The sequence below is a fragment of the Enterobacter sp. V89_11 genome (assembly GCF_029967775.1).
Classification (GTDB): Bacteria; Pseudomonadota; Gammaproteobacteria; order Enterobacterales; family Enterobacteriaceae; genus Enterobacter; species Enterobacter ludwigii.
This window is the reverse complement of sequence record NZ_JASCAN010000005.1, coordinates 1-21,945: the sequence shown is the minus strand read 5'-3', so window position 1 is coordinate 21,945 and position 21,945 is coordinate 1. Positions and strand designations below refer to the sequence as shown.

Annotated in this window: 20 protein-coding genes and 1 rRNA gene; 13 read left to right on the top strand and 8 right to left on the bottom strand. The window is 54.2% G+C overall.

What is annotated here, in order from left to right:
* From lpxA to tilS, 8 genes are all read left to right on the top strand, one after another.
* Positions 1–789, top strand: a complete 789-nt coding sequence (gene lpxA / locus QLG09_RS04960; protein ID WP_020882620.1) for an acyl-ACP--UDP-N-acetylglucosamine O-acyltransferase — start codon at positions 1–3, stop codon at positions 787–789.
* Positions 789–1,937 carry a lipid-A-disaccharide synthase gene (lpxB, locus tag QLG09_RS04955; protein ID WP_049023086.1) on the top strand — a complete coding sequence of 383 codons (1,149 nt, stop codon included), beginning with the start codon at positions 789–791 and terminating at the stop codon, positions 1,935–1,937. The genes lpxA and lpxB overlap by 1 nt, the downstream gene beginning before the upstream one ends.
* Positions 1,934–2,530, top strand: a complete 597-nt coding sequence (gene rnhB, locus QLG09_RS04950; protein ID WP_014168714.1) for a ribonuclease HII — start codon at positions 1,934–1,936, stop codon at positions 2,528–2,530. Before lpxB ends, rnhB begins: the two co-directional genes overlap by 4 nt.
* Before the next feature lie 38 nt (positions 2,531–2,568).
* Positions 2,569–6,051 (top strand): DNA polymerase III subunit alpha, encoded by a 3,483-nt coding sequence (gene dnaE, locus QLG09_RS04945; protein ID WP_014168715.1) that lies wholly within the window; start codon positions 2,569–2,571, stop codon positions 6,049–6,051.
* A gap of 12 nt (positions 6,052–6,063) precedes the next feature.
* Positions 6,064–7,023 (top strand): acetyl-CoA carboxylase carboxyl transferase subunit alpha, encoded by a 960-nt coding sequence (gene accA, locus QLG09_RS04940; RefSeq protein WP_014168716.1) that lies wholly within the window; start codon positions 6,064–6,066, stop codon positions 7,021–7,023.
* A 100-nt stretch (positions 7,024–7,123) separates the two neighbouring features.
* A complete protein-coding gene (locus QLG09_RS04935; RefSeq protein ID WP_196356120.1) occupies positions 7,124–9,256 on the top strand; it encodes a lysine decarboxylase LdcC in 2,133 nt (710 codons plus the stop codon).
* Between the two features lie 65 nt (positions 9,257–9,321).
* A complete protein-coding gene (locus QLG09_RS04930; RefSeq protein ID WP_063156918.1) occupies positions 9,322–9,711 on the top strand; it encodes a VOC family protein in 390 nt (129 codons plus the stop codon).
* A 57-nt stretch (positions 9,712–9,768) separates the two neighbouring features.
* Positions 9,769–11,055, top strand: coding sequence for a tRNA lysidine(34) synthetase TilS (gene tilS, locus QLG09_RS04925; RefSeq protein WP_282488758.1), 1,287 nt, complete (start codon positions 9,769–9,771; stop codon positions 11,053–11,055).
* Between the two features lie 28 nt (positions 11,056–11,083).
* Here tilS and rof read toward each other — a convergent pair whose 3' ends face one another.
* Entirely contained in the window at positions 11,084–11,344 is a 261-nt protein-coding gene (gene rof / locus QLG09_RS04920) for a Rho-binding antiterminator (RefSeq protein WP_049023089.1), read from the bottom strand.
* Positions 11,331–11,531 (bottom strand): YaeP family protein, encoded by a 201-nt coding sequence (locus QLG09_RS04915; RefSeq protein ID WP_014168721.1) that lies wholly within the window; start codon positions 11,529–11,531, stop codon positions 11,331–11,333. The genes rof and QLG09_RS04915 overlap by 14 nt, the downstream gene beginning before the upstream one ends.
* Positions 11,532–11,727: 196 nt before the next feature.
* On the opposite strand from QLG09_RS04915, the gene QLG09_RS04910 reads away from it, so the two are divergent.
* Genes QLG09_RS04910 through nlpE form a run of 3 tightly spaced genes read left to right on the top strand, consistent with a single transcriptional unit; the run spans position 11,728 to position 13,424 of the window.
* Entirely contained in the window at positions 11,728–12,273 is a 546-nt protein-coding gene (locus tag QLG09_RS04910; protein WP_014168722.1) for a YaeQ family protein, read from the top strand.
* Entirely contained in the window at positions 12,270–12,692 is a 423-nt protein-coding gene (gene arfB, locus QLG09_RS04905) for an alternative ribosome rescue aminoacyl-tRNA hydrolase ArfB (protein WP_020882624.1), read from the top strand. The genes QLG09_RS04910 and arfB overlap by 4 nt, the downstream gene beginning before the upstream one ends.
* 33 nt (positions 12,693–12,725) lie before the next feature.
* Positions 12,726–13,424, top strand: coding sequence for an envelope stress response activation lipoprotein NlpE (gene nlpE / locus QLG09_RS04900; protein WP_014168724.1), 699 nt, complete (start codon positions 12,726–12,728; stop codon positions 13,422–13,424).
* 53 nt (positions 13,425–13,477) lie between these two features.
* Here nlpE and proS read toward each other — a convergent pair whose 3' ends face one another.
* The 6 genes from proS to metN form a co-directional block, all read right to left on the bottom strand.
* Positions 13,478–15,196 (bottom strand): proline--tRNA ligase, encoded by a 1,719-nt coding sequence (gene proS / locus QLG09_RS04895; protein ID WP_014168725.1) that lies wholly within the window; start codon positions 15,194–15,196, stop codon positions 13,478–13,480.
* A gap of 112 nt (positions 15,197–15,308) precedes the next feature.
* Positions 15,309–16,013, bottom strand: coding sequence for a tRNA (N6-threonylcarbamoyladenosine(37)-N6)-methyltransferase TrmO (tsaA, locus tag QLG09_RS04890; RefSeq protein WP_041162435.1), 705 nt, complete (start codon positions 16,011–16,013; stop codon positions 15,309–15,311).
* Positions 16,010–16,414, bottom strand: a complete 405-nt coding sequence (gene rcsF, locus QLG09_RS04885) for an Rcs stress response system protein RcsF (protein WP_282488757.1) — start codon at positions 16,412–16,414, stop codon at positions 16,010–16,012. Before rcsF ends, tsaA begins: the two co-directional genes overlap by 4 nt.
* 106 nt (positions 16,415–16,520) lie before the next feature.
* Positions 16,521–17,336 (bottom strand): methionine ABC transporter substrate-binding lipoprotein MetQ, encoded by an 816-nt coding sequence (metQ, locus tag QLG09_RS04880; protein ID WP_014168729.1) that lies wholly within the window; start codon positions 17,334–17,336, stop codon positions 16,521–16,523.
* A gap of 40 nt (positions 17,337–17,376) precedes the next feature.
* Complete coding sequence (locus tag QLG09_RS04875) at positions 17,377–18,030, bottom strand: methionine ABC transporter permease MetI (protein ID WP_014168730.1); 654 nt, start codon at positions 18,028–18,030, stop codon at positions 17,377–17,379.
* Positions 18,023–19,054, bottom strand: coding sequence for a methionine ABC transporter ATP-binding protein MetN (metN, locus tag QLG09_RS04870; RefSeq protein ID WP_014168731.1), 1,032 nt, complete (start codon positions 19,052–19,054; stop codon positions 18,023–18,025). The genes QLG09_RS04875 and metN overlap by 8 nt, the downstream gene beginning before the upstream one ends.
* 188 nt (positions 19,055–19,242) lie before the next feature.
* Here metN and gmhB point away from each other — a divergent pair, with 188 nt between their 5' ends.
* A complete protein-coding gene (gmhB, locus tag QLG09_RS04865) occupies positions 19,243–19,809 on the top strand; it encodes a D-glycero-beta-D-manno-heptose 1,7-bisphosphate 7-phosphatase (RefSeq protein WP_014168732.1) in 567 nt (188 codons plus the stop codon).
* Between the two features lie 370 nt (positions 19,810–20,179).
* Positions 20,180–21,719, top strand: a 16S ribosomal RNA gene (locus QLG09_RS04860).
* Positions 21,720–21,945 lie beyond the last annotated feature (226 nt).

Genomic DNA, 21,945 nt, shown 5'->3' with positions numbered 1-21,945 from the left:
GTGATTGATAAATCCGCCTTTATTCATCCTACCGCCATTGTGGAAGTCGGTGCCATCATTGGTGCTAACGTCCATATTGGCCCATTTTGTATTGTTGGACCCCATGTCGAAATTGGTGAGGGTACAGTACTGAAATCTCACGTTGTCGTGAATGGTCATACGACTATTGGCTGCAATAACGAGATCTATCAGTTCGCTTCCATCGGCGAAGTAAACCAGGATCTTAAATATGCTGGTGAGTCGACCCGTCTGGAAATCGGCGATCGTAACCGCATTCGCGAAAGCGTCACCATTCATCGTGGAACAGTACAGGGTGGTGGATTGACGAAGGTGGGCAGCGACAACCTGTTTATGGTTAATGCGCATATCGCGCACGACTGTACGGTAGGTAACCGCTGTATTCTTGCCAACAACGCAACGCTGGCAGGACACGTATCGGTAGATGATTTCGCAATTATTGGCGGCATGACCGCAGTCCATCAGTTCTGCATCATTGGTGCACACGTGATGGTCGGCGGATGCTCCGGTGTGGCGCAGGATGTCCCACCGTTCGTCATTGCGCAGGGTAACCATGCCACGCCGTTTGGCGTGAACATCGAAGGCCTCAAGCGTCGTGGCTTTAGCCGCGAAGCGATTACTGCAATCCGCAACGCGTACAAACTGTTGTACCGTAGCGGTAAAACGCTGGAAGAGGCGAAGCCGGAAATTGCCGAGCTGGCGGAGAAGCACCCTGAAGTGAACGAGTTCATGACGTTCTTTGACCGTTCCACAAGGGGTCTGATTCGTTAATGGTCGACAGTCGTCCGCTTACGATAGCCCTGGTCGCCGGAGAAACCTCCGGCGATATTCTTGGTGCAGGTCTTATCCGTGCGCTCAAGGCCCGGGTACCCAATGCGCGCTTTGTAGGCGTTGCTGGCCCGCTGATGCAGGCCGAAGGCTGTGAAGCCTGGTATGAAATGGAAGAGCTGGCTGTGATGGGCATCGTTGAGGTGCTGGGTCGCCTGCGCCGTCTGCTGCACATTCGTGCCGATCTCACCCGTCGCTTTACCGAACTCAAACCTGATGTGTTTATCGGTATCGATGCACCGGATTTCAACATTACCCTCGAAGGGAATCTGAAGCAGAAGGGCATCAAAACCATTCATTATGTCAGTCCATCCGTCTGGGCGTGGCGACAGAAACGCGTTTTCAAAATCGGACGGTCAACCAACCTGGTGCTGGCTTTTCTGCCTTTCGAAAAAGCGTTTTACGACAAATTTAATGTCCCGTGCCGTTTTATCGGTCATACCATGGCGGATGCAATGCCGCTGGATCCGGATAAAAACGCGGCGCGCGATGTGCTGGGTATTCCTCATGATGCGCACTGTCTGGCACTGCTGCCCGGTAGCCGTGGTGCAGAAGTCGAGATGCTCAGCGCGGACTTCCTGAAAACGGCGCAAATCCTTCGCAAGACCTATCCTGACCTCGAAGTGGTTGTGCCGCTGGTGAATGCAAAACGTCGCGAGCAGTTTGAGCGCATCAAGGCGGACGTTGCTCCGGATCTCCATGTTCATCTGCTGGACGGGAAGGGCCGTGAGGCGATGGTCGCAAGCGACGCCGCACTTCTGGCCTCGGGCACCGCTGCGCTGGAGTGTATGCTGGCGAAATGCCCGATGGTGGTAGGCTATCGCATGAAGCCGTTCACCTTCTGGCTGGCGAAACGTCTGGTGAAAACGGACTATGTCTCTCTGCCAAACCTGCTTGCCGGGCGCGAGCTGGTGAAAGAGCTTCTGCAGGATGAGTGCGAGCCGCAGGCGCTGGCCGATGCGTTGTTACCGCTACTGGCCGACGGCAAAACCAGCCACCAAATGCATGATACGTTCCGCGAACTGCATCAGCAGATCCGCTGTAATGCCGATGAACAAGCGGCTGAAGCGGTGCTGGAGTTAGCAAAATGATGGAATTTATTTACCCTCACACCCACCTCGTGGCGGGTGTGGACGAAGTCGGTCGTGGCCCGTTAGTGGGTGCAGTGGTGACCGCTGCGGTGATCCTCGATCCTGCTCGCCCGATTATCGGGTTAAACGACTCTAAAAAATTGTCTGAAAAGCGCCGTCTGGCGCTGTTTAGTGAGATTCAGGAAAAGGCGCTGGCCTGGAGCCTGGGGCGTGCAGAGCCGCATGAGATCGACGAACTCAATATTTTGCATGCCACTATGCTGGCGATGCAGCGTGCGGTGGCGGGTCTGAAAATTACCCCGGAGTATGTCCTGATTGACGGAAACCGCTGCCCTGCATTGCCGATGCCGTCAATGGCGGTGGTGAAAGGCGATAGCCGGGTCGCAGAAATCAGTGCGGCTTCTATCATTGCCAAAGTGACGCGTGATGCCGAAATGGCCGCGCTGGACCTCACTTACCCTCAGTATGGCTTCGCCCAGCATAAGGGTTATCCAACGGCCTTTCATCTGGAAAGGCTGGCTGAACATGGCGCAACTGAACATCACCGACGCAGCTTTGGCCCGGTGAAACGCGCGCTGGGACTGGTGTCCTGAATCAATACGCAAGCAATTAAGTAACGCGGAATCTGAAGATGGCTGAACCACGTTTCGTACACCTGCGGGTGCATAGCGACTACTCCATGATCGATGGGCTGGCGAAGACCGGGCCGCTGGTAAAAAAGGCGGCCTCGCTTGGCATGCCTGCGCTGGCGATCACCGATTTTACCAACCTGTGTGGCCTGGTGAAGTTCTACGGAGCGGCACATGGCGCGGGGATGAAACCCATCGTTGGCGCGGATTTTCACGTCCAAAGCGATCTTATCGGCGATGAATTGACGCAAATCTCCGTGTTAGCGATGAATAATGTGGGGTATCAAAACCTTACTCTGCTTATCTCCAAAGCCTATCAGCGCGGCTATGGCGCACTGGGGCCGTGGATCGACCGGGACTGGCTGGCTGAGCTGAACGACGGGCTGCTGCTGATCTCCGGCGGCCGTATGGGTGATGTCGGCAAATGTCTGCTGCGTGGCAACAGTGCGCTGGTGGATCAGTGCGTGTCGTTCTATGAAGAACATTTCCCGGATCGTTACTACCTTGAGCTGATCCGCACCGGTCGGCAGGACGAAGAGAGTTACCTGCACGCCGCGGTTGCGCTGGCTGAAGAACGTGGCCTGCCCGTGGTGGCAACCAATGACGTGCGTTTCCTTGAGCCTGGCGATTTTGACGCGCATGAGATTCGCGTCGCGATCCATGATGGCTTCACGCTTGACGATCCGAAGCGTCCGCGTAACTACTCGACGCAGCAGTACATGCGCAATGAAGAGGAGATGTGCGAACTCTTCTCCGATATCCCGGAAGCGCTGGAGAACAGCGTAGAGATAGCCAAACGCTGTAACGTCACCGTGCGCCTTGGCGAATACTTCCTGCCGCAGTTCCCGACCGGGGACATGACCACGGAAGACTTCCTGGTCATGAAGTCAAAAGAAGGCCTCGAAGAGCGTCTGGAATTCCTCTTCCCGGATGAAGAAGAGCGTAAAAAGCGTCGTCCAGAATATGACGAGCGCCTGGATATTGAACTCCAGGTGATCAACCAGATGGGTTTCCCTGGCTACTTCCTGATCGTTATGGAGTTTATCCAGTGGTCGAAGGATAACGGCGTACCGGTTGGACCGGGGCGTGGCTCCGGTGCGGGCTCGCTGGTGGCCTATGCACTCAAAATTACCGACCTCGACCCGCTGGAATTTGACCTGCTGTTCGAACGTTTCCTTAACCCGGAACGTGTCTCGATGCCCGACTTTGACGTCGACTTCTGCATGGAGAAACGCGACCAGGTTATTGAACACGTGGCGGACATGTACGGCCGCGACGCGGTATCGCAGATTATTACCTTCGGTACGATGGCAGCGAAAGCGGTTATTCGCGACGTTGGCCGTGTACTGGGGCATCCGTACGGTTTTGTCGATCGTATCTCTAAACTGGTGCCACCTGACCCAGGTATGACGCTGGCAAAAGCGTTTGAAGCTGAACCACAGCTGCCAGAAATCTACGAAGCCGATGAAGAAGTTAAAGCGCTGATCGACATGGCCCGCAAGCTGGAAGGCGTCACGCGTAACGCCGGTAAGCATGCGGGTGGGGTGGTTATCGCGCCGACCAAAATCACCGATTTTGCGCCGCTATACTGCGATGAAGCGGGCCAGCATCCGGTCACCCAGTTTGACAAGAACGACGTCGAATACGCCGGGCTGGTGAAGTTTGACTTCCTCGGTTTGCGTACGCTCACCATCATCAACTGGGCGCTGGAGATGATCAACGCCCGTCGTGAGAAGAACGGCGAGCCGCCGCTGGATATCGCGGCCATCCCGCTTGATGATAAGAAAAGTTTCGACATGCTGCAGCGCTCGGAGACCACCGCCGTCTTCCAGCTTGAATCCCGCGGCATGAAAGATTTGATTAAGCGCCTGCAGCCTGACTGCTTCGAAGATATGATCGCACTGGTGGCCCTGTTCCGTCCGGGCCCGCTACAGTCAGGGATGGTAGATAACTTTATCGACCGTAAGCACGGGCGTGAAGAGATTTCCTATCCGGATGTGCAGTGGCAGCACGAGTGCCTGAAGCCCGTTCTGGAGCCAACCTACGGCATTATCCTGTACCAGGAACAGGTTATGCAGATTGCCCAGGTGCTCTCTGGCTACACCCTTGGCGGCGCGGACATGCTGCGTCGTGCGATGGGTAAGAAAAAGCCGGAAGAGATGGCCAAGCAGCGCGGCACTTTCGAAGAAGGCGCAAGAAAAAACGGTATTGATGGCGAGCTGGCGATCAAAATCTTTGACCTGGTAGAGAAATTCGCCGGGTACGGATTTAACAAATCCCACTCTGCTGCCTATGCTTTGGTCTCTTACCAGACGCTGTGGCTGAAAGCGCACTATCCTGCTGAATTTATGGCGGCGGTTATGACTGCCGATATGGACAACACCGAGAAGGTGGTTGGTCTGGTCGATGAGTGCTGGCGCATGGGGCTTAAGATCCTGCCGCCGGATATCAACTCCGGTCTCTATCATTTCCACGTCAACGAGCACGGGGAAATTGTTTACGGGATTGGCGCGATCAAAGGCGTGGGTGAAGGCCCGATTGAGGCGATCCTCGAAGCGCGTAACAACGGCGGTTATTTCCGCGAGTTGTTCGATCTTTGCGCCCGTACGGACACCAAAAAACTGAACCGCCGCGTGCTCGAAAAACTGATCATGTCCGGCGCGTTCGACAGGCTGGGGCCGCATCGTGCCGCGCTGATGAACTCTCTCGGCGATGCGCTGAAAGCGGCGGATCAGCACGCCAAAGCGGAAGCAATCGGTCAGGCGGATATGTTTGGCGTACTGGCGGAAGAGCCAGAGCAGATAGAGCAGTCTTATGCCAGCTGCCAGCCGTGGCCAGAACAGGTGGTGCTGGATGGAGAGCGTGAAACGTTAGGCTTATACCTGACGGGGCACCCCATCACCCAGTACATCAAAGAAATTGAGCGCTATGTCGGAGGCTACAGGCTGAAAGACATGCATCCGACAGAACGTGGTAAAATCACCACGGCTGCGGGGCTCGTGATTGCTGCAAGGGTTATGGTCACCAAGCGCGGCAATCGTATCGGCATCTGTACGTTGGATGACCGTTCCGGGCGTCTGGAGGTGATGTTGTTCACCGACGCGCTGGATAAATACCAGCATTTGCTGGAAAAAGACCGCATACTTATCGTCAGCGGACAGGTCAGCTTTGATGACTTCAGTGGGGGGCTTAAAATGACCGCCCGCGAAGTGATGGACATTGACGAAGCCCGGGAAAAATATGCTCGCGGGCTTGCTATCTCGCTGACGGACAGGCAAATTGATGACCAGCTTTTAAACCGACTCCGTCAGTCTCTGGAACCCCACCGCTCGGGGACAATTCCAGTACATCTCTACTATCAGAGGGCGGATGCACGTGCGCGGTTGCGCTTTGGTGCAACGTGGCGTGTCTCTCCGAGCGATCGTTTACTTAACGATCTCCGTGGCCTCATTGGTTCGGAGCAGGTGGAACTGGAGTTTGACTAATACAGGAATACTATGAGTCTGAATTTCCTTGATTTCGAACAGCCGATTGCTGAGCTGGAAGCGAAAATCGATTCTCTGACAGCGGTAAGCCGTCAGGATGAAAAACTGGATATTAACATCGATGAAGAAGTGCATCGTCTGCGTGAGAAAAGCGTAGAACTGACGCGCAAAATCTTTGCCGATCTCGGCGCATGGCAGATCGCCCAGCTGGCGCGTCATCCACAGCGTCCGTACACCCTGGATTATGTCCGCCTGGCGTTTGACGAATTTGACGAACTGGCAGGCGATCGCGCTTACGCTGACGACAAAGCTATCGTCGGCGGCATCGCACGTCTGGACGGGCGCCCGGTGATGATCATTGGTCATCAGAAAGGCCGTGAAACCAAAGAGAAAATTCGTCGTAACTTTGGTATGCCGGCACCAGAAGGCTACCGTAAAGCCCTGCGTCTGATGGAGATGGCTGAGCGTTTCAAGATGCCAATCATCACCTTCATCGACACCCCGGGTGCGTATCCTGGCGTGGGCGCGGAAGAGCGTGGCCAGTCAGAAGCCATCGCGCGTAACCTTCGCGAGATGTCTCGCCTGAAGGTGCCGGTCATCTGTACCGTTATCGGTGAAGGGGGTTCCGGTGGTGCGCTGGCGATTGGCGTGGGCGATAAAGTGAATATGCTGCAGTACAGCACCTATTCCGTTATCTCCCCGGAAGGTTGTGCCTCTATTCTGTGGAAGAGCGCCGATAAAGCGCCTCTGGCTGCAGAAGCGATGGGCATCATTGCCCCACGTCTGAAAGAGCTGAAGCTGATCGACTCCGTGATCCCTGAACCTCTGGGTGGCGCGCATCGTAAGCCGGAAGTGATGGCGGCTTCCCTGAAAGCGCAGTTGCTGGCAGACCTGGCGGACCTGGATGTCCTGAGCACAGAAGATCTGCTCAACCGTCGTTACCAGCGTCTGATGACCTACGGTTACGCGTAAGCTTCACAATTATCCTAAAAGCCGCACATTGTTGCGGCTTTTTTTATGCCTGCCGTTTACCTTAACTATGCTTAGCTAATGTTTTTCAAGGAGGTAACCCGTGAACATCATCGCCATTATGGGGCCGCACGGCGTCTTTTATAAAGACGAGCCCATTAAGGAGCTGGAGCAAGCCCTTCAGTCCCGCGGGTACCAGCTGATTTGGCCGCACAATAGCGCCGACCTGCTGAAATTTATCGAGCACAACCCTCGCATCTGTGGCGTGATCTTCGACTGGGACGAGTACGACATGGAGTTGTGCAGCGATATCAATAAGCTGAACGAATATCTCCCGCTGTACGCTTTTATTAATACCCACTCGACAATGGACGTGAGCGCTCATGATATGCGAATGGCGCTGTGGTTCTTTGAATACTCACTCGGTGTCGCGGAAGATATTGCGACCCGTATTCAGCAGTACACCGGTGAATATCTCGATAACATCACGCCACCGTTTACCCGCGCGCTGTTCACTTACGTCAAAGAAGGTAAATACACCTTCTGCACGCCTGGCCATATGGCCGGGACGGCCTATCAAAAAAGCCCGGTGGGTTGTTTGTTCTATGATTTCTTCGGGGGCAACACGCTCAAAGCGGACGTGTCGATTTCCGTCACTGAACTCGGATCGCTGCTCGATCACACCGGACCGCACCTGGAAGCTGAAGAATACATTGCCCGGACTTTTGGGGCCGAGCAGAGTTATATGGTGACCAACGGTACCTCGACATCAAACAAAATCGTCGGAATGTACGCCGCACCCGCCGGCAGCACCTTGCTGATTGACCGTAACTGCCACAAGTCGCTGGCTCATCTGCTGATGATGAGCGATGTCGTGCCGTTATGGCTCTCCCCGACGCGAAACGCGCTTGGGATCCTCGGCGGGATCCCGCGTCGTGAATTTAGCCACGCCGCGATTGAACATAAGGTCGCGGCGATCCCGGGGGCAAGCTGGCCGATCCATGCGGTCATCACTAACTCCACCTATGACGGTCTGCTCTATAACACCAACTGGATTAAGCAGACGCTGGATGTGCCGTCGATCCACTTTGACTCCGCGTGGGTGCCATACACCAACTTTCACCCGATTTACGCGGGAAAAAGCGGCATGAGCGGTGAGCGCGTGCCGGGCAAAGTGTTTTTCGAAACGCAGTCGACGCACAAAATGCTGGCCGCGTTTTCTCAGGCCTCGCTTATTCACATCAAAGGCGAGTACGACGAAGAGACGTTTAACGAAGCCTTTATGATGCACACCACCACCTCGCCAAGCTATCCGCTGGTGGCCTCTATTGAAACGGCGGCGGCAATGCTGCGCGGGAATCCGGGCAAGCGTCTGATCAATCGGTCTGTAGAGCGGGCGCTGCATTTCCGTAAAGAAGTTCAGCGGCTTAAAGATGAAGCGGACGGCTGGTTCTTCGATATCTGGCAACCCGAAGAGATTGATGAGGCCGAGTGCTGGCCTGTCTCACCCGGCGAGAGCTGGCACGGTTTTCGCGATGCCGACGCCGACCATATGTTCCTCGACCCGGTGAAGGTAACGATCCTGACGCCGGGGATGGACGAACAGGGCACGATGAGTGACGAAGGCATTCCTGCTGCTCTGGTGGCAAAATTCCTTGATGAACGTGGCGTAGTGGTGGAGAAAACCGGCCCGTATAACCTCTTGTTCCTGTTCAGTATCGGGATTGATAAAACCCGTGCGATGGGTTTATTGCGCGGACTGATGGAGTTTAAGCGCGCTTACGATCTCAACCTGCGGGTGAAAAATATGCTGCCGGATCTTTATGCTGAAGATCCTGACTTCTACCGCAATATGCGCATTCAGGATCTGGCCCAGGGGATCCATCGGCTGATTCGTCAGCACGATCTGCCGCGCCTGATGCTGCAGGCGTTTGACGTGCTACCAGAGATGAAGTTGACCCCACACAAGGCCTGGCAACGTCAGGTGAAAGGGGAGGTTGAAACCGTTGAGCTGGAAAATCTGGTCGGGCGCGTGTCGGCTAACATGATCCTGCCTTATCCGCCGGGCGTACCGTTATTGATGCCGGGGGAGATGATCACCGAAGAGAGTCGGGCGGTGCTCGATTTTCTGCTGATGCTCTGCTCAGTGGGGCGCCACTATCCGGGCTTTGAGACCGATATTCACGGGGCGAAGCGTGATGAGCAAGGGGGTTACTGGGTGCGAGTCCTAAAATAAGGGCGACAGCTTGCCAGGCCCGGGTTTTCGGTTGTAACGTTCAGGCATCATAAAAAGGAGAAGCTATGCTGGGTTTAAAACAGGTTCACCATATTGCGATCATTGCCACCGATTACGCAAAAAGTAAGGCCTTCTACTGCGATATTCTGGGCTTTACGTTGTTAAGCGAGGCTTACCGTGAGGAGCGTGACTCCTGGAAAGGCGATCTCGCTTTAAACGGGCAATATGTGATTGAGCTGTTCTCTTTTCCTTTTCCGCCAGCACGTCCGTCCCGTCCGGAAGCTTGCGGCCTGCGCCACCTTGCCTTTAGCGTCGACGACATTGATCGCGCCGTAAAACATCTGGAGACCCACGGCGTGAAGTGCGAAGCGATTCGTATCGATCCGTTCACCGACAAGCGTTTTACCTTTTTCAGCGATCCGGATGGCCTTCCGCTGGAGCTTTACCAGCAGTAATTTCCACCCTGTGTGATAATGCCCGCTCAGTTCGGGCATTTTTATGTGTGATTTTCTATGACCCTACCCGCGATTGCTCAAGCCGTTTCACCGTACCGCCAGCTGCTGGTGGGGTTTAGCGGTGGCCTGGATTCCACCGTTCTGCTCCACCGTCTCAAACTCTGGCGTGACAACGAGCCTGATATTCAGCTTCGGGCGATGCACATTCATCACGGGTTAAGCCCGCACGCGGATGCGTGGGTGGCACACTGCGAGGCGGTGTGTGCAGCATGGGCGATCCCGCTGACTGTTGAACGTGTACATCTCCATGATGAGGGGCTGGGCATTGAGGCGCAGGCGCGTAAAGCACGCTATGCCGCTTTTGCCGCTGAATTACAGCCTGACGAAGCGCTGGTCACGGCGCAGCATCTCGATGACCAGTGCGAGACGTTATTACTGGCCCTCAAACGAGGAAGCGGCCCGGCGGGATTATCCGCGATGCCAGAACGGGCTGATTTCGCCGGATCGCACCTCCTTCGCCCACTGCTTGGCGAGACGCGAGCCTCGCTGGAAACGTGGGCACGGGAACACGGGCTGAGCTGGATTGAAGATGAAAGCAACCAGGATGACCGCTATGACCGTAACTTCCTGCGTCTGCGTGTCGTACCGCTTCTGAGCGAGCGCTGGCCGCACTTTGCAGAAGCGGCAGCACGCAGCGCCATGCTGTGCGCTGAACAGGAGAGTCTGCTGGATGAGCTGCTGAGCGAAGTGCTGGCGGAACTGATTACCGAGCAGGGATCGCTTACCATCGCACCGCTGGAAGCGATGAGCCCGGCGCGTCGGGCCGCATTGTTACGACGCTGGCTGGCCTCTCACGGTGCCGCTATGCCGTCGCGGGCAATGCTGGCTCGTCTCTGGGATGAAGTCGCCCTGGCACGGGAAGATGCTACGCCGTGTGTGCACCTGAACGGTTTCGATGTCAGACGCTATAAAGGGGCGCTCTGGTGGGTTAAATCATCCCCCTCGCTCGCCGACAGGGTACTCGACTGGCCGTCGCTTGCGGAACCGCTGCTGTTGCCCTGTGATGCCGGTCGTGTGTCTTTGGTGCCAACCGGCCATGTACGTCTGCCTGAACCTGGGGAGCCGGTAACCGTGCGCTTTAAGGCGGGTGGTCTGCTGCATATTGTCGGGCGCAACGGAGGGCGGAAGCTGAAGAAAATCTGGCAGGAGAGCAATGTGCCGCCCTGGCGACGCGATACCACGCCGCTACTTTTCTACGGTGAAACGCTGATTGCTGCTGCGGGGGTATTCATTACGCAAGAGGGGTGGGCAGAAACGGGCGTGCAGTTTGAGTGGAAAGCGTAACGGGCAGCCGGGCTGCCCGTTAGTGTCATCAGGATTCGCTCACCACAACGGTGCCGATTTGCGGGTGGCTGAAGCTGGCAATTTTGTCCAGACGTAGCTCACGCGTCGCCCCGGCATCTTCCACTATCAGATATTCCACATTCTTTCGCGAAACCAGGTCGCTGGCTTTTGCCCTCAACACTTCGCCATCTTTTAGCTCCAGCGTCAGTATTAAATGATGCTGGCAGGCGAGTTCGAGGTTGTCATAGTCATCACAATTGATGGGTTGATAAGTTTCATTCATTGACATAATCGCTCACCAGTAAATTCGCCGCAGCATACGCTGCTTTTTCCCTGACCGATTCTGAAAGGCCCTCATCAGAGGCCACTTCATTAAGCACTTTCAATACACAGCCCAACGCGTCCGGGACATACCCCAGATCTCCGCTGGCGATTTCCGCATACCGTTTGCGAATTAACTCACAATAATTATTCACATCCCCTCCCGCCAGCGCACTGACTTACTGTGAGATATCATTAAGCCTACGAAGATAAACTCGGTTTAGCAAGGTGACTATACCATACTCATTTAAGCAATATCAGCGCCTTGATAGCCGGTGAATGTTCACCCGGGAACAGCCTTTTTATTCCTTTTTCGCTACAATGTGCGCCTGATTCGAAAGGAGTTCTCTCATGGCGCTGAAAGCGACAATTTATAAAGCTGTGGTCAATGTGGCAGATCTTGACCGCAACCAGTTCCTGGATGCGTCACTCACTCTGGCACGCCACCCCTCTGAAACCCAGGAGCGCATGATGCTGCGCCTGCTGGCGTGGATAAAGTATGCTGACGAGCGTCTGCAATTTAGCCGTGGCTTAAGCGCTGAGGACGAGCCAGAGGCCTGGCTGCACAACGATCATCTGGGTATCGATTTATGGATTGAACTCGGCCTGCCGGATGAGCGCCGCATTAAAAAGGCCTGCACGCAGTCCGCTAACGTGGCGTTATTCGCGTATAATCAACGTGCTGCGGAAATCTGGTGGCAGCAAAGCAAGAGCAAGTGCGGGCAGTTTGCCAACCTTACCGTCTGGTATCTGGACGATGAGCAACTGGCGAAGCTGAGCGAGTTTGCCAGCCGGACGATGGTCCTGCAGGCCACAATTCAGGACGGTGCTATCTGGCTTTCTGATTCTCAGAATAATCTGGAAATTCATTTGACGGCGTGGCAGCCAGCGCCATGATTGTCTTGTCCCGAAACGTTAGCATCCCTGACAATGAGCTGGAGATCACCGCCATCCGTGCTCAGGGGGCGGGTGGACAGCACGTTAACAAGGCTTCAACGGCTATCCATTTGCGCTTTGACATTCGGGCCTCCAGCCTGCCAGAGTATTACAAAGAAAGCCTGCTCGCTGCCAGCCATCACCTGATCACCAGTGATGGCGTGATTGTGATTAAAGCGCAGGAGTACCGCAGCCAGGAGTTGAACCGCGAAGCGGCGATTGCCAGACTGGTGTCGATGATTAAAGAATTAACAGCAGTGCAAAAAAGCCGTCGGGCAACGCGACCGACCCGCGCATCGAAAGAGCGTCGGCTATCGTCGAAGGCCCAAAAATCCACAGTGAAAGCACTACGCGGTAAAGTTCGTCGCCCTACGGAGTGACGAAAAGGAACACAATTTCATAAGGAATTCATTGTGAAAAAAGCATTATTGTCAGCGCTGGCAGTGAGTACGCTGTTTGCGCTTTTCGGGTGTAACAACCGTTCTGAAACGCAGGTCGTGCAGCCTGCGCAGAATGAAGAGTTAAAACCAATGCAGCAGAGCTGGCGCGGCGTTTTACCGTGTGCCGACTGCGAGGGCATTGAAACGTCACTGTTCCTGCAGAAAGATGGTACCTGGGTTATGAACCAGCGTTATCAGGGCGCGAAAGAACCATCTTCCTTTGCGAGCTACGGGACATGGGCGCGTACGGCTGAGAAGCTGGTACTGACGGATACCACCGGTGAGAAAACCTATTTCCGCGCCAAAGGTGAAGGGATGGAGATGCTCGACCGCGAAGGCAATCCGATTGAGTCCCAGTTCAACTATACGCTGGCCCCGGTGAAAGCGGCCCTGCCTGCAACGCCAATGCCAATGCGTGGGATGTATTTCTATATGGCGGATGCGGCGATCTTTACCGACTGCGCCACCGGCAAGAAAATCAGCGTGGCGAACAATGCGCAGCTGGAGCGTGATTACGCTGTTGCGCGTGGCAATGACAGCAAGCCTGTCCTGCTGACGGTAGATGGTCACTTTACGCTGGAGCCGAATCCGGATAGCGGAGAGCTGGTGAAAACGCTGGTGGCAGATAAAGACGCGAAGTTTGTTGCGGGCAAAGACTGTAACAGCAAATAAGCCGATATCGACCCATTAAAAAACCCCGCCTGAGCGGGGTTTTTTGTTGAACGTTAACCTTTGATGGCTTTCACCAGGTAATCAAGAATGTCGCCAGTCTTGATCATCTGCTTTTCACCACTGCGACGGTATTTGTATTCAATGTCGTCGCTGTCGAGGTTACGGTCGCCGATGACTACGGTGTGCGGGATACCGATCAGTTCCATATCGGCAAACATCACGCCTGGACGCTCTTTACGGTCATCCATCAGCACTTCGATACCCTGAGCGCGGAGCTCGGAGTAAAGTTTTTCGGCCAGCTCCTGCACACGGTAAGACTTGTGCATGTTCATTGGCAGAATAGCCACCTGGAACGGGGCGATATTGTCTGGCCAGACGATGCCACGTTCATCGTAGTTTTGCTCAATGGCGGCTGCAACCACACGCGTCACACCGATACCGTAGCAACCCATGGTCAGGATCTGGTTGCGGCCATCTTCCCCCTGAACGGCGGCATTCAGCGCGCGGGAATATTTATCCCCCAGCTGGAAGATGTGGCCCACTTCGATACCGCGTTTGATCATCAGGGTGCCCTGGCCGTCCGGGCTTGGATCGCCTGCCACCACGTTACGGATATCAGCCACTTCCGGCGTCGCGACATCGCGATCCCAGTTGATGCCGAAGTAATGTTTACCGTCGATGTTAGCGCCAGCGGCGAAGTCGCTCATTGCGGCTACCGTACGGTCAATAACCACCGGAACCGGCATATTCACCGGGCCCAGAGAGCCAGGACCTGCGTTCACGACGGCACGGATTTCCGCTTCCGTTGCGAACGTCAGCGGGCTGGCAACCTGAGGCAGCTTCTCAGCTTTCACTTCGTTCAGTTCGTGATCGCCACGCACCAGCAGGGCAACCAGCGGGTACGCGCTACCTTCGGTGGATTTCACCAGCAGGGTTTTTACCGTTTTTTCGACGGGCAGGTTGAACTGCTCAACCAGCTCGGCAATGGTTTTTGCGTGAGGTGTATCAACCAGCGTCATCTCTTCGGTTGCAGCAGCACGTGGCGCTTTAGGGGCCAGCGCTTCTGCAAACTCGATGTTCGCGGCGTAATCAGAAGAGTCAGAGAAGATGACATCGTCTTCACCGCTCTGAGCCAGAACCTGGAACTCATGAGACGCGCTTCCGCCGATAGAACCGGTATCAGCCTGCACAGCACGGAAATCCAGACCCATACGGGAGAAGATTTTGCTGTAAGCCTCGTACATTTTGTCGTAGGTCTCTTGCAGCGATTCCTGAGACGTATGGAAAGAGTAAGCATCTTTCATCAGGAATTCGCGTGAGCGCATGACGCCGAAACGTGGGCGAACTTCATCACGGAACTTGGTCTGGATCTGGAAGAAGTTCAGCGGCAGCTGTTTGTAAGAGCTCAGCTCATTACGAATCAGGTCGGTAATGACTTCTTCATGCGTTGGGCCGAGGACGAATGGACGCTCGCCACGATCAACGAAACGCAGCAGCTCAGGGCCATATTGCTCCCAACGGCCGCTCTCCTGCCACAGGTCAGCGGGCTGAACCACAGGCATGGACACCTCGATAGCACCGGCGTTGTTCATCTCTTCACGCACGATGTTTTCGACTTTTTTCAGGACGCGCACGCCGGTCGGCAGCCAGGTATATAACCCGGAGGCCAGCTTGCGGATCATCCCGGCGCGCAGCATCAGCTGATGGCTGATCACTTCGGCGTCGGCAGGCGTCTCCTTCAGAGTGGAGAGCAGATATTGGCTAGTACGCATGTTGTTACGGTTCCATTTCGACGATTGGAACAGGCTGAAACACCAGCCTGAGACAAAAAAAGTGGTTTAGTTTACCAGTGTGGCAAAGATGCCAAAAGAGAGGAGGACAAAATTACCTGGGTTCAAGGGCAAACACTTCAAAACCTGCCCCGGTCACGCGCCAGCGAACGTTAAAATCCAGCAGCCAGACGGCGTAGGTTTTCCCGGCGTCCTCTTCTTTACGATAGGCCGGACGGGGGTCCTGAGCCAGCACTTCGGTGATAAAGTCACGAAGGCGGGGATAGCGTGTTTCCAGCTGCTGAAGCTGCGTGGTTATCTCAGCCGTGAAGTGAACAGGCATATCTGCCTGCGGTGCTTCCTGGGCATAGCTTGCGCGGGCGTCGGGTAACGCTTCGGCAAAGGGGAGATACGGCTTGATATCGATAACTGGCGTGCCATCAACCAGGTCAAGGCTGCCTAACTCCAGTATGACCTGATCCTTCTGACAGCGTATACCTTTCAGTTCGACCAGCGACATCCCGACAGGGTTTGGACGGAAGGTTGAGCGCGTCGCAAACACGCCCATCCTGGCGTTGCCTCCCAGGCGAGGAGGGCGTACGGTCGGACGCCAGCCACCTTCCATCGTCTGGTGAAACACAAACACAACCCATAAGTGGCTGAATGCTTCGAGCCCGCGTACGGCATCGGCCTGATTGTAGGGCGCGATCAAGTGAAGCTCGCCACCGCTGGTGACCAGACCTGGCTGGCGTGGCACGGCGAACTTCTCTTTATAGGGAGAGCGAATAACGCCTATCTGTTCGAACTGAAATGAACTCATTTCGCCGTAATGTTCAGCGCCGAGCCGATGCAAACCGCCTGACGGTAGCAACCCGGTGTTCCACTGGTCACTTCGCAGCTATGCAGCAGAACCGCGTTGGCTTTCATTTTTGCCGCGTTGATCTGCATGCGTTTACGCGCTGTTGGGATATTCGGTGGAGAGTCCTGATTGGTAGCCTGACAGGATTCGCCGCTTACTTCACCCAGTTCACGGAAAGGTTTACCCACGAGTTCGTCAGCTTTGGTAATAATGCGAACCGGCGCAGGGCGAGGCGCTTTCGGTTTTACGGGTTCTGCTTTTGGCGGGGTTTCCGTGCTTTGGACAGGTTCAACAGGAGATCTGCTTAGCATAGAACAGCCGCTCAGCATGAGTGCTAAAAGACAGATCGGTAAAGCACGCATAATAATTCCTCAATGGATAATCAAAACGTCAGATATTGAATCAGTTGACTGCACAAATGACAAGACGGGCATAAGCCCGTCTTGATGATATTACACTGAGGTGAGATTACCAGCCCTTAACAGCGCCGCCGTTAAACACTTTGTTGGCTTCCTGGTAAACTTCGTCAGACTGATAAGCCTGTACAAACTTCTTCACGTTTTCCGCATCTTTGTTGTCTTCGCGAGTCACGATCAGGTTTACATACGGGGAATCTTTGTCTTCAACGAAGATACCGTCTTTTGCTGGCGTCAGGCCAATCTGGCTGGCGTACGTGGTGTTGATAACGGCCAGGGCAATCTGCGCGTCGTCGAGAGAACGTGGCAGCTGTGGGGCTTCCAGCTCAACAATTTTCAGATTTTTCGGATTCTCGGTGACATCCAGAACGGTTGGCAGCAGGCCAACACCGTCTTTCAGTTTAATCAGGCCCACTTTCTGCAGCAGCAGCAGGGAACGGCCAAGGTTGGTTGGGTCGTTAGGGACGGCAACCTGAGAGCCTGGCTGCAGTTCGTCCAGAGATTTAATTTTCTTGGAGTAACCGGCAATAGGGTAAACAAAGGTGTTACCCACACCCACCAGTTTATAGCCGCGATCCTTGATCTGCTGATCCAGGTAAGGTTTGTGCTGGAAGGCATTGGCGTCGATATCGCCTTTGCTCAGCGCTTCGTTCGGCAGAACGTAATCGTTAAAGGTCACCAGCTCAACGTCCAGACCATACTTCTCTTTCGCGACTTTCTGCGCGACTTCAGCAACCTGCTGTTCTGCACCCACGATAACGCCCACTTTGATGTGGTTTGGATCTTTTTCGTCCTGACCGCAACCCACCAGTGCCAGAGAGCCGATCAGCGCGCCTACCGCTGCAAAGGTCTTTAATTTAAACGCCATGTTATATCCTTAACTCGTCGAGTTTGTGTTGTGTGTAACGTTATTTGTGAGTAACAGTCCGGACGATGCGATCGCCAGAGAACTGGATTAAGTAAACCAGCACAACCAGCAATACCAGAACGGTATTCATTACGGTAGCGTTATAACCAATATAGCCGTACTGGTAGCCAATCTGGCCTAAACCGCCGGCGCCAACGGCACCGCCCATCGCGGAATAACCCACCAGAGTAATCAACGTAATGGTTGCCGCATTCACCAGCCCTGGCAGCGCTTCAGGCAGCAGGACTTTACGCACGATCTGCATTGGCGTTGCCCCCATCGCGCGGGAAGCCTCGATCAAACCGGTCGGGATTTCCAGCAGGGCGTTTTCCACCATACGGGCGATAAACGGCGCAGCTCCCACGGTCAGCGGAACGATGGCTGCCTGCAAACCGATAGACGTTCCCACGATCACACGGGTAAATGGAATCATCCACACCAGCAGAATAATGAACGGGATAGAACGGAAGATATTCACCAGTGCAGACAGGGTGCGATACAGCTTCGCGTTCTCAATGATTTGTCCCGGGCGCGTCACATACAACAGCACGCCGACCGGCAGACCAATCACAAAACCAAAGAAGCCTGATACAAAGGTCATTGCCAGCGTTTCCCAAACGCCGCGAACCAGCAGCCACATCATCGGCTCAGACATAACCCAGTACCTCTACTTTTACGTGATGTTCTTGCAGCCAGGCAATTGCCGCCTGGGTTTCTGCTTGTGTGCCGTGCATTTCCGTCAGCATGATGCCGAACTTCACGCCACCGGCGTAATCCATTTGCGCGCTGATGATATTGTTATTCACATTAAAGCGGCGCGCGGTTTCGGACAGCAGTGGCGCATCGACGGACTGGCCAGTGAACTCCATACGCAGCATCGGGACGCTGTCCGCGGTCGATTCTGTTTTTAAACGCTCCAGATAATCTTCCGGAATATCCAGGTGCAGCGTGGACTGAATAAACTGTTGTGCCAGTGGGGTTTTCGGATGGGAAAACACTTCGCTGACCGTGTCTTGCTCAATCAACTCACCGTTACTGATTACCGCGACGCAATCACAGATGCGTTTCACCACGTCCATTTCATGTGTAATAAGGAGAATGGTCAGGCCGAGGCGACGGTTGATGTCCTTCAGCAGCTCCAGAATGGAACGCGTAGTGGCGGGATCTAATGCGCTGGTGGCTTCATCGCACAGCAGCACTTTCGGGTTACTTGCCAGCGCGCGGGCAATGGCCACACGCTGTTTTTGTCCACCGGACAGGTTTGCCGGGTAGCTATCGTGTTTATCACCCAGACCGACGAGATCCAGCAGTTCGGTTACGCGACGCTTAACTTCTTCTTTTGGCGTGTTGTCCAGTTCCAGCGGCAAGGCAACGTTGCCAAATACCGTACGGGAGGCCAGCAGGTTAAAGTGCTGGAAGATCATGCCAATCTGGCGGCGTGCTTTCGTCAGTTCTTTCTCTGAAAGGGCGGTCAGTTCCTGCCCGCCTACTTCTACACGACCCTGGGTTGGGCGCTCAAGCAGGTTAACACAACGGATCAGCGTACTTTTACCTGCACCCGATGCGCCAATGACGCCATAAATTTGACCAGCAGGAACATGCAGGCTGACATTGTTCAGCGCCTGAATGGTTCGGTTCCCCTGCTGGAACACTTTGGTGATATTGGAAAGTTTAATCATTAGATTATTTTTATCGTATGTAAGTTAGCCGTGGCATTTTCTTCTGCCAGATACGGGTGATGACCGTAAACAAAACGGATGTTAAGGCATCCAGACGTCTAAATCAATCCAACTCTGTACGATGAGCACTTTATTGCGCTGCGATTCATGAGATACTAGCTGTACATGCCTTTTTCAGGAGCAAACCGGTGGCAAAATCAGTACCCGCAATTTTTCTCGATCGTGATGGCACTATTAATGTGGATCACGGTTATGTCCACGAGATTGATGAGTTCGAGTTTATCGAGGGCGTTATCGATGCCATGCGCCAGCTGAAAGAGATGGGCTATGCGCTGGTGGTCGTGACCAACCAGTCCGGTATCGCACGTGGAAAATTCACCGAGGCGCAATTCGAGACGCTGACGGAATGGATGGACTGGTCGCTGGCTGACCGCGGTGTCGAACTTGATGGCATTTACTATTGCCCGCACCACCCGCAGGGAACTGTAGAAGAGTTTCGCCAGACGTGTGATTGCCGCAAGCCGCATCCGGGAATGTTTATCTCTGCGCAGGAATTCCTGCATATCGATATGGCTGCTTCTTATATGGTGGGCGATAAACTGGAAGATATGCAGGCAGCAACCGCCGCAGGTGTGGGGACTAAAATACTTGTGCGCACCGGCAAACCTGTGACCCCTGAAGCAGAGAGTGCCGCGGATTGGGTGATTAATAGCCTGGCAGAGCTGCCAAAAGAGATTAAAAAGCACCAAAAATAGCCTTTTTGGTGAAAAGGTGAGCGGTCGAAATAAAAATGCATATTTCCGCTTGTCATTCCTCGGCGGCACCCTATAATGCGCCTCCATCGACACGGCAGATGTGAATCACTTCACAGTTAACCCGGTCGGTTGAAGAGAAAAAATCCTGAACTTCAGGGTTGACTCTGAAAGAGGAAAGCGTAATATACGCCACCTCGCGACGGTGAGCTGTAAGCCGCGTCGCAACTGCTCTTTAACAATTTATCAGACAATCTGTGTGGGCACTCAAAGTGACATGGATTCTTAATGTCTTCGGACAAAAAATGAATACCAAGTCTCTGAGTGAACATACGTAATTCATTACGAAGTTTAATTCACGAGCATCAAACTTAAATTGAAGAGTTTGATCATGGCTCAGATTGAACGCTGGCGGCAGGCCTAACACATGCAAGTCGAACGGTAGCACAGAGAGCTTGCTCTCGGGTGACGAGTGGCGGACGGGTGAGTAATGTCTGGGAAACTGCCTGATGGAGGGGGATAACTACTGGAAACGGTAGCTAATACCGCATAACGTCGCAAGACCAAAGAGGGGGACCTTCGGGCCTCTTGCCATCAGATGTGCCCAGATGGGATTAGCTAGTAGGTGGGGTAACGGCTCACCTAGGCGACGATCCCTAGCTGGTCTGAGAGGATGACCAGCCACACTGGAACTGAGACACGGTCCAGACTCCTACGGGAGGCAGCAGTGGGGAATATTGCACAATGGGCGCAAGCCTGATGCAGCCATGCCGCGTGTATGAAGAAGGCCTTCGGGTTGTAAAGTACTTTCAGCGGGGAGGAAGGTGTTGTGGTTAATAACCACAGCAATTGACGTTACCCGCAGAAGAAGCACCGGCTAACTCCGTGCCAGCAGCCGCGGTAATACGGAGGGTGCAAGCGTTAATCGGAATTACTGGGCGTAAAGCGCACGCAGGCGGTCTGTCAAGTCGGATGTGAAATCCCCGGGCTCAACCTGGGAACTGCATTCGAAACTGGCAGGCTAGAGTCTTGTAGAGGGGGGTAGAATTCCAGGTGTAGCGGTGAAATGCGTAGAGATCTGGAGGAATACCGGTGGCGAAGGCGGCCCCCTGGACAAAGACTGACGCTCAGGTGCGAAAGCGTGGGGAGCAAACAGGATTAGATACCCTGGTAGTCCACGCCGTAAACGATGTCGACTTGGAGGTTGTGCCCTTGAGGCGTGGCTTCCGGAGCTAACGCGTTAAGTCGACCGCCTGGGGAGTACGGCCGCAAGGTTAAAACTCAAATGAATTGACGGGGGCCCGCACAAGCGGTGGAGCATGTGGTTTAATTCGATGCAACGCGAAGAACCTTACCTACTCTTGACATCCAGAGAACTTTCCAGAGATGGATTGGTGCCTTCGGGAACTCTGAGACAGGTGCTGCATGGCTGTCGTCAGCTCGTGTTGTGAAATGTTGGGTTAAGTCCCGCAACGAGCGCAACCCTTATCCTTTGTTGCCAGCGGTCCGGCCGGGAACTCAAAGGAGACTGCCAGTGATAAACTGGAGGAAGGTGGGGATGACGTCAAGTCATCATGGCCCTTACGAGTAGGGCTACACACGTGCTACAATGGCGCATACAAAGAGAAGCGAACTCGCGAGAGCAAGCGGACCTCATAAAGTGCGTCGTAGTCCGGATTGGAGTCTGCAACTCGACTCCATGAAGTCGGAATCGCTAGTAATCGTAGATCAGAATGCTACGGTGAATACGTTCCCGGGCCTTGTACACACCGCCCGTCACACCATGGGAGTGGGTTGCAAAAGAAGTAGGTAGCTTAACCTTCGGGAGGGCGCTTACCACTTTGTGATTCATGACTGGGGTGAAGTCGTAACAAGGTAACCGTAGGGGAACCTGCGGTTGGATCACCTCCTTACCTTAAAGAACCTGCCTTTGTAGTGCTCACACAGATTGTCTGATGAATGATAAATTTCAAAATGTACTGCGAAGTGCATTGTGAAATTTTGCTCTTTAAAAATCTGGATCAAGCTGAAAATTGAAACGACACACAGTTAATGTGTGTTCGAGTCTCTCAAATTTTCGCAAACCGGTGATGAATCGAAAGAAACATCTTCGGGTTGTGAGGTTAAGCGACTAAGCGT

What these genes read in the sequence shown, in the direction of transcription:
- rof (WP_049023089.1), bottom strand. Translation starts at nt 11,344, where the DNA reads ATGTCAATGAATGAAACTTATCAACCCATCAATTGTGATGACTATGAC.
- QLG09_RS04930 (WP_063156918.1), top strand. Translation starts at nt 9,322, where the DNA reads ATGCTGGGTTTAAAACAGGTTCACCATATTGCGATCATTGCCACCGAT.
- metN (WP_014168731.1), bottom strand. Translation starts at nt 19,054, where the DNA reads ATGATTAAACTTTCCAATATCACCAAAGTGTTCCAGCAGGGGAACCGA.
- tilS (WP_282488758.1), top strand. Translation starts at nt 9,769, where the DNA reads ATGACCCTACCCGCGATTGCTCAAGCCGTTTCACCGTACCGCCAGCTG.
- dnaE (WP_014168715.1), top strand. Translation starts at nt 2,569, where the DNA reads ATGGCTGAACCACGTTTCGTACACCTGCGGGTGCATAGCGACTACTCC.
- lpxB (WP_049023086.1), top strand. Translation starts at nt 789, where the DNA reads ATGGTCGACAGTCGTCCGCTTACGATAGCCCTGGTCGCCGGAGAAACC.
- tsaA (WP_041162435.1), bottom strand. Translation starts at nt 16,013, where the DNA reads ATGAGTTCATTTCAGTTCGAACAGATAGGCGTTATTCGCTCTCCCTAT.
- QLG09_RS04875 (WP_014168730.1), bottom strand. Translation starts at nt 18,030, where the DNA reads ATGTCTGAGCCGATGATGTGGCTGCTGGTTCGCGGCGTTTGGGAAACG.
- rcsF (WP_282488757.1), bottom strand. Translation starts at nt 16,414, where the DNA reads ATGCGTGCTTTACCGATCTGTCTTTTAGCACTCATGCTGAGCGGCTGT.
- arfB (WP_020882624.1), top strand. Translation starts at nt 12,270, where the DNA reads ATGATTGTCTTGTCCCGAAACGTTAGCATCCCTGACAATGAGCTGGAG.
- rnhB (WP_014168714.1), top strand. Translation starts at nt 1,934, where the DNA reads ATGATGGAATTTATTTACCCTCACACCCACCTCGTGGCGGGTGTGGAC.
- accA (WP_014168716.1), top strand. Translation starts at nt 6,064, where the DNA reads ATGAGTCTGAATTTCCTTGATTTCGAACAGCCGATTGCTGAGCTGGAA.
- proS (WP_014168725.1), bottom strand. Translation starts at nt 15,196, where the DNA reads ATGCGTACTAGCCAATATCTGCTCTCCACTCTGAAGGAGACGCCTGCC.
- metQ (WP_014168729.1), bottom strand. Translation starts at nt 17,336, where the DNA reads ATGGCGTTTAAATTAAAGACCTTTGCAGCGGTAGGCGCGCTGATCGGC.
- QLG09_RS04910 (WP_014168722.1), top strand. Translation starts at nt 11,728, where the DNA reads ATGGCGCTGAAAGCGACAATTTATAAAGCTGTGGTCAATGTGGCAGAT.